This window comes from Micromonospora sp. NPDC005324 (assembly GCF_040607155.1).
Lineage (GTDB): Bacteria > Actinomycetota > Actinomycetes > Mycobacteriales > Micromonosporaceae > Micromonospora > Micromonospora trifolii.
The window spans coordinates 1-6,295 of sequence record NZ_JBEXGE010000090.1; the positions used below are offsets into that span (position 1 = coordinate 1).

4 protein-coding genes and 3 pseudogenes are annotated in these 6,295 nt (G+C 62.3%); 3 read left to right on the forward strand and 4 right to left on the reverse strand.

What is annotated here, in order from left to right; genetic code table 11:
- Positions 1-104: 104 nt before the first annotated feature.
- Positions 105-245 (reverse strand): annotated as a pseudogene (locus tag ABZS40_RS36070) (IS5/IS1182 family transposase); the annotation flags it as partial.
- Here ABZS40_RS36070 and ABZS40_RS36075 point away from each other — a divergent pair.
- From ABZS40_RS36075 to ABZS40_RS36085, 3 genes are read left to right on the forward strand one after another with little or no spacing between them, the layout of a single operon-like run.
- Positions 246-941, forward strand: a complete 696-nt coding sequence (locus ABZS40_RS36075) for a VOC family protein (protein ID WP_354949187.1) — start codon at positions 246-248, stop codon at positions 939-941. It abuts the pseudogene before it with no gap.
- Positions 942-961: 20 nt separating this feature from the next.
- Positions 962-1,312, forward strand: coding sequence for an SCP2 sterol-binding domain-containing protein (locus ABZS40_RS36080; RefSeq protein ID WP_354949189.1), 351 nt, complete (start codon positions 962-964; stop codon positions 1,310-1,312).
- Positions 1,309-3,363 carry a glycogen debranching N-terminal domain-containing protein gene (locus tag ABZS40_RS36085; RefSeq protein WP_354949191.1) on the forward strand — a complete coding sequence of 685 codons (2,055 nt, stop codon included), beginning with the start codon at positions 1,309-1,311 and terminating at the stop codon, positions 3,361-3,363. The genes ABZS40_RS36080 and ABZS40_RS36085 overlap by 4 nt, the downstream gene beginning before the upstream one ends.
- Positions 3,364-3,443: 80 nt before the next feature.
- Here the strand turns inward: ABZS40_RS36085 and ABZS40_RS36090 are convergent.
- The 3 genes and pseudogenes from ABZS40_RS36090 to ABZS40_RS36100 form a co-directional block, all read right to left on the reverse strand.
- Positions 3,444-3,581 (reverse strand): annotated as a pseudogene (locus ABZS40_RS36090) (IS5/IS1182 family transposase); the annotation flags it as partial.
- 40 nt (positions 3,582-3,621) lie between these two features.
- Positions 3,622-4,947, reverse strand: a complete 1,326-nt coding sequence (locus ABZS40_RS36095) for an IS4 family transposase (RefSeq protein ID WP_354949193.1) — start codon at positions 4,945-4,947, stop codon at positions 3,622-3,624.
- Between the two features lie 155 nt (positions 4,948-5,102).
- Positions 5,103-5,440, reverse strand: a pseudogene (locus tag ABZS40_RS36100) (hypothetical protein); the annotation flags it as partial.
- Positions 5,441-6,295: the final 855 nt, after the last annotated feature.

The window sequence follows — 6,295 nt, forward strand, 5'->3', positions numbered from 1 at the left end:
ATCGACCGGCGCAGCTACCAGGCCACCACCAGCATCGACATCATCCGCCCTGACCCTTGACGACCACACCAACCGCCTAACTGAACGGCGTTGGGGCTAGCCCACTTGCGGCCCGGCACCTTCTTGCCGGCGTCCTTGCTGATCGCAGCGGCCGGGACGTGGTTGGCTGCCCGGATCGACTGGGTGTCCAGTACCACCGCGCGCGAGTCCTCGGCGCGGCCGGCCTTTTCCCGGGCCTGGCAGCGGTGACCGCCATCGACCGCTCCGCCGCGGCCTTCGAGGCCTTGCAGGCTACGTCCAACGACCTATTCCGCGGGGCTGCGGCCCCTCCCGGCAGGAGCGGCCGGGCCCAGATCGGGGAAGACGCAATCACAACCCAGGATTGCCATACTATAGAGCCGTTCTTGCTCTGCCGGGTGAATCTTGTTTTTCTTGCGACTGCGGTCGAAGGAATCTACCACGATCGGATTGAGGATCATGCGATGGGGAATGGTGTGGTGTTCTTCGAACTACCGGTTGACGACATCGGCGCCGCGAGGCGGTTCTACGCCTCTACTTTCGGATGGCGCGACACGGGAGCCGCGCCCGCCGTGGCGCCAGCGCGGCAGCCCGGAGGCGGAGGTGAAAGACAACGCTTGGTAGTTCAGGTGAGTCCGACTGCCGTCGACGAGAGTGGCATGCCCGAGGAGCTCGGATTGATACCTGGAATGATAACCGAACGGACGCAAGATATTCGTTCAGTCACGATATTTGTCGAGGTGGAGGATATCGACGCCGCGATCACCAGTGCTGAGAGAAACGGAGGCGCCCGGATGATCGGACGCACGTCCTCAGGGGAACATGGAACCTACGCCTATATAACGGATCCGGCCGGAAACGTCATCGGCCTCTGGCAGAACGCAATTCCAGGGATTCGCGTAGGCGTGCGCGCAGCGGAATAAATGAGATTGAGAGGGAGCAGATGCAAGCGATCGAGCGCCACTTCGCGCGCCTCGACGGCACGCATTACCCGTCGCTTAGTTCTACCACCGGCTCCCTGCGGTTCGACGTGAGTTGTCCGGGAGGCTCGCGCTACTGGTGGGTCGAGACGAGAGATGGAAACGTCGAGGTTTCGGACAAGAATGACTCCGCCGACTGCATCGTTGTCGCCGACGAAGAGCCGATGGCCAGGGTGGTGACGGGGGAAGACAACGCAATCGCTCTGCTGGTGCGAGGAACCATCGCCGTCTCCGGGAATCTCCTCCTCTTTCTCAAGCTGCAGAAGGTGCTACTCGGCCCAACGGCCCAAGTCACGGAAGCGCAGCGGGGATGAGCGACACGGATTCGGTCCGAATCTTGGACGGCAGCAGCTTCGTAGTCAGTGACAGCCGCGGAGACATCGAGACCTCGACGACGACGCCCAACGGCTTCTTCGCGCTGGACGTACGCCATCTGTCGCAGTGGATACTTACGGTGGACGAGGAGCGGCTGTCTCCGCTGTCGGTGGACGACATTCAGTACTTTGAGGCTCGCTTTTTTCTGATCCCTGGTACCGCGACCCAGTACACCGACGCCTCACTTTCGGTCATCCGTCATCGTTGGATCGGCGACAGCTTCACCGAGACGCTGACTTTGATCAACCACGATTCAAAGCCTAGGGCGGTCACCGTGCGGATGCGGTGTGAGTCTGACTTTGCCGACATCTTCGAAATCAAGGACGAGCAGCGCAAAAGTGGGCAGTTCGCCACTGATTACGGTCCCGATCACCTGCGGTACTGCTACACCCGAGGCGATTTCCGAAGGGAGACGATCTTTAGGTCGACGCTGCAGCCGAAATTCAGTGATAACGGCATGATTTGGAAAATCAATATCGAACCTGACGGGGAATGGGTGACGGAGGTAAGCGTCGAGGCCTTGGCTGTAGGTGCCCACGGGCGTGACATACGGGCAGGGGTAATTCATCGGGATCGGAAGTCCATGGTTAACGAACTAGCGCTCTGGACCGCCAGCTCGCCGTACATCGAATCAAGCTCACAAACTGTGATAGAGGCATACAAGCGCAGCATCATCGACTTGTCTGCCCTAAGGTTCAGCCTCTTCGGTGCCGGGGAGAACATGCCGGCGGCCGGGCTTCCCTGGTTCATGACCGCGTTCGGTCGAGACAGCATATTCACCAGTTTCCAGGCTCTTCCGTTCGCAGCAAGTCTTGCTCAGGCCACGCTCAGAACGTTGAGTGCTTTGCAAGGAACCAGGGTCGACGACTTTCGGGACGAGGAGCCGGGTAAGATACCTCACGAGATCAGGTTTGGTGAGTCTGCTGCGTTCTACGAACAGCCGCACTCGCCCTACTACGGCACTGCGGATGCGACGTCACTGTTTGTCATTCTGCTTGACGAGTATGAGCGGTGGACCGGTGACCACCAGATGGTCATAGACCTGGAATTTGAAACCCGGGCGGCACTGAACTGGATCGGGACGTATGGCGACCAGTTAGGGACCGGCTACGTGTGGTATAAGAGCCGAAATCCCGAAAACGGTTTGGTGAACCAATGCTGGAAAGACTCATGGGACGCGATCTCGTACGACGACGGTAGCCTTCCCGAATACCCCCTCGCAACCTGTGAACTGCAGGGCTATGCGTACGACGCAAAAATTCGCGGAGCACGTCTCGCCCGAGCGTTCTGGAATGATCAGTCGTATGCAAGCCAGCTGGAAAGCGAGGCCGCAGAGCTCAGGGAGCGCTTTAACAGGGACTTCTGGGTGGCCGACGACGGGTACTTCGCTCTCGGGATCGACAGGGATGGGCGTCAGCTGAAAGTACTGTCTTCGAACATTGGTCATCTCCTGTGGAGTGGCATCGTTGACGAGGCGAAGGCCGGCGCAGTAGCGGATCATCTGCTCGGTCCTAGACTTTTTAGTGGTTGGGGCGTTCGAACGTTGGCGGTCGGTGAGAAGCGATACAATCCGCTCGGCTACCATGTCGGCACGGTGTGGCCGTTCGATAACTCAATAATCGCCTGGGGCCTGCGCCGCTACGGCTTCACCGAAAAGGCGGCCCGAATCTGTAAAAGCATTCTTGACGCTAGCGCCTACTTCAATGGGCGACTGCCCGAGGCGTTCGCCGGATATCCACGGGCATTGACAGGACACCCGGTCGAGTATCCGACCGCCTGTAGTCCCCAGGCCTGGTCCAGTGGGACGCCGCTTCTGCTGCTGCGAACGCTGTTGGGGCTCGACTCCATTGAGGATCACCTGGTCACGTCCCCCGCGCTTCCCTCCGGGATTGACTCTCTCTCTCTGGTTCGCATTCAGGGACGGTGGGGCGAGGCGGACGCCATCGCCCGCCGGTCAAGCCGACGCACGTGGCGCCCAGGTAATCGTTGAGTAAGCCGCGGGCGGATGGCATTGCTTGAGATGTCGTCTGTGATGAGCGAGGTTGCTCGTATCTTACGAGGGTGCCATGTTCAGGTGTGTCGCCAGGCTGGGATGGTTTCGTCGGTGATGTGTTTGGTGAGGTTGTCGGTCTCCGCGACGTGGATCATGCTGGCGGAGTTGTCAGGTAGGGCTCCGTAGTCGCGGGCGAGGCGTCGGTGTTGCATGATCTAGCTGCAACGCCGTTCAGTTAGGCGGTTGGTGTGGTCGTCAAGGGTCGGGGCTGATGATGTCGATGCTGGTGGTGGCTTGGTAGCTGCGCCGGTCGATGGTGGGGCCGCGGGCTTGGTATTTGCTGTTTGAGCGTTTGATCATGCGGGTTTTGGTGCGTAGGCGACGTTCGGGCAGCAGGTGGGCCAGGACGTCGGCGCCGATGACGCCGACCAGATCGATGACGGTGTCGGCCAGCACGCCGGCGGCGTGCACGATCTGGTCGCGGGCGGTGTTCAGGGCGGTGGTGAAGCTGGCGCGGTCGGGGTCGAGGCCGGGTCGGCTGTCGGTGGCGTCGACCATCGCGGTGCGCAGTAGTTGATAGACGCTGAGCAGGGCGTAGATCTCTTGCTGGATGCCGTCGGGGGTGCGGGCGCGTAGGACACGTCCGCCCAGGATCGAGGATTTGAGTTCGAGGTAGGCGGTCTCGATCTCCCAGCGCTGGTGGTAGAGCCGGATCAGTTCGGCGCTGGGATGGGTGACGGGGTTGAGCAGGGTGGTGATCAGCCGGTAGCCGCCGGTGTGGGTGCCCGCGGTGGTGGTGATGCTGATCTGCGCGTCGATGACCCGGATCGGCAGCCCGCCGATGATGGAGGAGAAGGATCCGTCCTGGTGGCGGCGCAGGGTCGGTAGTTTGCGGCCGGTCTTGCAGCGGATCAGCAGGTGCGCGCCGGTGGCGGCCAGAGTGATGATCAGGTCTGCGCCGGCGTAGTTTCGGTCGGCCAGCAGCAGCATCCCGGGGCGCAGACTGCGACAGAGGTGGCGGGCCTGGTCGAGTTCCCCGACGCTGACCGGGTCGAACACGGCGTCCAGAACTGAGCGGGTGCCGCAGGACAGCAGGGCGCTGAGCCGTAGTTGCGGATAGCCGGAACCGCCGTGGTTGCAGCGTTGTTTGGCATAGCGGCCCCTGTTGGCGGCCGAGTCCGCGACCGTCAGGAGAGTTCCGTCGACCACGGTCAGTAGCAAACCCCGCCAGCGCACCTGAGCGGCGCTGGTGACGGCCGGCCCGCGCAACAAATCGAACAGTGCCTGCACCGGTTGCGGACCGAGACGTTGTCGGGCTTGGCGCAGGGCGCTGCCGGTGGGCGCCACGAGTGGCAGGCCGGACAACCCGCTGGTCAGCTTGGACCACACCTGCCGGTATCCGAGTTCGGCGAACAGGCATCCCGCGAGCAGCAGATACATCACGACCCGGGCCGGCAACAGCCGAACCCGTGACTGCGTTCGCCTGGTCACGGCCAGGACATCATCGACCATCTCAAACGGCACCAGCCGAGTCAGCTCGCCCAGATGGCCCGGCGCGAACACCCCCGCAGCTACCCTCACCGTACGAGTTATGGCAATCTGATCAGCCAGCGGAGCTCCAGGTTCAAGGGCGTCTTAGAGTGACCACCCTCTATACCGGAGCTCCGCTGCTTTACGCCTCAGACACGCCTTGACGATCTGCCCAACCGCTTAACTGAACGGCGTTGGATCTAGCTGAGGGCGCGTTCGACGATCCAGCGGCATTTGACCACGGAGAATCCTCGGACGTTCGGTCTTTGGAGAATCTTTCGACGTCGATGCCGAGGGTGGCGCCGTGTTCGATGGCCTTGTTCTTGAAGCCGGCGCCGACCCATGTCTTGGTCAGGGCGGGGTGGGTGGCTTTGGCTTGGCTGTCGGTGATGCAGGCCGACCGGTGTGCGGTTGACGTACAGGATTGCGTTGACGATTGCTCGCAGGTCCTGGCTGGTGGCGCGTCCGCCGACGCCGGCGTCGGTGCGGGTCTGAAGCCAGGCGTGCAGACGTGGTGCGATTGGCCCCAGCGGGCGTCGGACAGGTCGGAGGAGTAGGCGGGTCGCTAAACCATGAGCCGAGCACCTGTTCGATGGCATCGAGCAGCGGCGCGAACGCCGGGATCTCATTACTCTTGGCGTCCACGGTGGCCTGCGTGAGGACAACGCTGGTCCCGGTGTCCAACGCGGAGAGCAGATGCACCTGGCGGCCGCCGCTGGTTCGTGCGTCGCGTGCCGTGCTATACCGCCCCGGCCTGCTTACCGCGAGGGGAGTGCGGGTGCGCACCCCGCTGGCCAGGACGGTGCCGAGCAGCGCGTCGTCCAGGTGCGTCAGCAGCCGCCCGGCGGTGCTGCCGACCGGCAGCCACCCGACGGGCCAGACGCGACCCGATGTGCGGGAACCCGAGCCGACGCTGGGCCTGCTCGCCCAGGTCATGCAACCACCGGTCGAATGGGGTCTTCCTCGGAGCTGTGAAGCGTCGCAACTCCATGATCGCCGATGCGACCTCACCCGCTTCTTTGCGCTTCCGCAGAGGTCGAAATCGTCCCGAAATCCCTGGTCAGCGGATCGCCAGCCGACTACGCAATCGCCCTGGATCGCAACCGTAGTCCGACGATACTAGGGCTTTTCTGAGCCATACACGTTCTGCGGAACGAAGCTGGCATATCGATGCGACATCAGCCAGGGCAAATAGTGCAGATTGCCGTAATTCGTCGGCTTGCTGACCCGGCAGCCAGCGAGCTGAATACGATCCCAGACAGAAGAACTCAAAATGCCCAGTCTGGGGCATTCAATGAAACCAGTGAGCCCTTTTCATCGTGGGTTTGGGCTGGTCTGGACGTGGTGTAGGACGAGGATGGCCTGGACGATTGTGGTGGCGCGTCGGGGGCAGCAGCGG